The sequence below is a fragment of the Phenylobacterium sp. genome (assembly GCF_031360265.1).
Lineage (GTDB): Bacteria > Pseudomonadota > Alphaproteobacteria > Caulobacterales > Caulobacteraceae > Phenylobacterium.
In genome coordinates this window covers 1-2,366 of the sequence record NZ_JANMBF010000089.1, presented here as the reverse complement: position 1 = coordinate 2,366, position 2,366 = coordinate 1, and the positions used below count along the sequence as shown (strand labels likewise).

Below are 2,366 nucleotides of genomic sequence, written 5' to 3'. Positions count from 1 at the left end.
GCCAGACCCTGGCCAACCAGGTCCGCTTCACCACCGTCGAACTGGCGGAACTGGACGCCAAGATCGCCCAGGCGGCCGAGCGGACCCTGGCCATCGAACTCTCGACCTTCGAGGCCTGGCGCGAGGCGGCGCGAGGCGTCGCCGCCCTGATCCAGGCCGCCGCCGAGGGCGCGGCGCGGATCGACGTCGCCGCGGGCCTGGCCGAATGGGCGGAGGACGTGGGCGCCAATCGGCCGATCATCGACCGCTCCACCGCCTTCGAGGCGGAGGCCGCCCGCCATCCGGTGGTCGAGGCCGCCGTGCGCCGCGCCGGCGCGGCCTTCACCCCCAACGATTGCCGCCACGACGGCACCGGCGCGGGCGGGCCCAGGCTGGCCCTGGTCACCGGTCCGAACATGGCCGGCAAGTCCACCTTCCTGCGCCAGAACGCGCTCCTGGCCGTCTTGGCCCAGTCAGGGTGTTTTGTACCCGCGAAAGGCCTTCGGCTGGGCGTCATCGACCGTCTGTTCAGCCGCGTCGGCGCCGGCGACGACCTGGCGCGCGGCCGCTCGACCTTCAAGGCCGAAATGGTCGAGACCGCCGCCATCCTCACCCAGGCCACGCCGCGCAGCCTGGTGATCCTCGACGAGATCGGCCGGGGCACCGCCACCTACGACGGCCTGGCCATCGCCTGGGCCTGCACCGAGGCGCTGCACGAGGTGAACCGCTGCCGCGCGTTGTTCGCCACCCACTACCACGAGCTGGCCGTGCTCGAGGGACGCCTGGCCCACGTGGCCAACCTGTCGCTGAAAGCCAAGGAATGGAACGGCGACCTGATCTTCCTGCACGAGGCCGGCCCCGGCCCCGCGGACCGCTCCTACGGAGTCCAGGTCGCCAAGCTGGCCGGCGTGCCGGCCGCCGTAGTCGCCCGCGCCCGCGACGTGCTGCAACGCCTGGAGCGCGACGCCGCCGGCCCGGCCAACCTCAGCGACCTGCCGCTGTTCGCCGCCGTCGCCGAACCCGCCGCCGCCTACGGCCCCAGCCCCGCCGAGGACGCCCTGCGCGCGCTGGAGCCCGACGGCATGAGCCCGCGCGAGGCCATGGACGCGCTCTACCGCCTGAAGGGATTGCTGGGCTGAATTTGCGGACGCCCGCAATTGCCGCTGGCGCCGGGCGCCCTGCCGGGTTCAACATTCAGCCCGTCCGCCGCGCGGCGGCCCGATGGAGACGACCATGGATGACGCCGGCCTGATCGAGATCGCCCGTGAGGTTCCCGCCAAGCGCCTGAAGACCCCCAGCACGGTGAGCCCTCAGTTGCAGCGATCGATCTCCGGCCTGGCGGCGGCGGCGGCGGCCGGCGGCGGCCTGCCCCAGGGCTGGGCGCCGCAGTCCGTCGCGGAATGGAAGACGGTCATCGCACAGATGGACGCCCAGGCGCTGGCCATGGCGCCCGCCCTGGCGGCCCTGTATCCGCACACCTGCGAGCTCGGTCAGATCGCGGGGGTCACCGTCCGCGAGATCACCCCCGCCACTCTGGACCCGGCGAAATCTGGGCGGCGCCTGGTCCACTTCCACGGCGGCGGCTACGCGCTGAACGGCGGAGAGGCCAGTACAGGCGAGGCGGTGCTGGGCGCCCACCACAGCGGCATGAAGGTGATCTCGGTCGATTACCGGATGCCACCGGACCACCCCTTCCCGGCGGCGGTGGACGACGCCGTCGCGGTCTGGCGGGCGCTGACGGCCGAGCGGTCGGCCTCGGCCATGGGCGTGTTCGGAACCTCGGCGGGCGGCGGACTGACACTGGCGCTGGCGCTGAAACTGAAGGACCTCGGCGAGACCCTGCCCGGCGCCCTGGCCACGGGCACGCCCTGGACGGACCTGACCGGCGCCAGCGACAGCTACCAGGTGAACGCCGCAGTGGATGGCGTGTTTTCGAACTTTGACGGGTTCGCCGCGGGGATGGCGGCGCTCTATGCGGGGGAGGCCGGGGTCACTCACCCGCTGGTCTCGCCGATCTTCGGCGACTTCGCCGGCTTTCCGCCGACCATCTTCACCACCGGGACCCGCGACATCCTGCTCAGCGACACGGTGCGCGCCTATCGGGCGATGCGGGCCGCGGGCGTAACGGCTCAGCTCGAGGTTCACGAGGCCATGAGCCACGCGGAATATATCTACGCCTTCGACAGTCCGGAATCGGCCGTGGCGTTCGGGGACATCGCCCGGTTCTTCGACGAGCATCTGTCGAACTAGTGTGCTGGATCTGAAGTTCGCCTTCTTGAGGGATCAGGCTCTGAGCGAACTTCAGATCCAAGAAGCACACTAGGAAACAAAGGCTTGCTAGTGTCCTCATCGATCCCGAAGTTCGTCCGCACCGGCCTCAGGCGCCC

General features: G+C 71.1%; 2 protein-coding genes. Both read left to right on the top strand.

Translation table 11 applies throughout. The features are described 5' to 3' along the window. The coding region (locus tag RMN86_RS07985) for a MutS-related protein (RefSeq protein ID WP_405041332.1) at positions 1 to 1,118 on the top strand (1,118 nt) is incomplete at its 5' end. A 94-nt stretch (positions 1,119 to 1,212) separates the two neighbouring features. Then, a complete protein-coding gene (locus RMN86_RS07980; RefSeq protein ID WP_309605304.1) occupies positions 1,213 to 2,229 on the top strand; it encodes an alpha/beta hydrolase in 1,017 nt (338 codons plus the stop codon). Positions 2,230 to 2,366 lie beyond the last annotated feature (137 nt).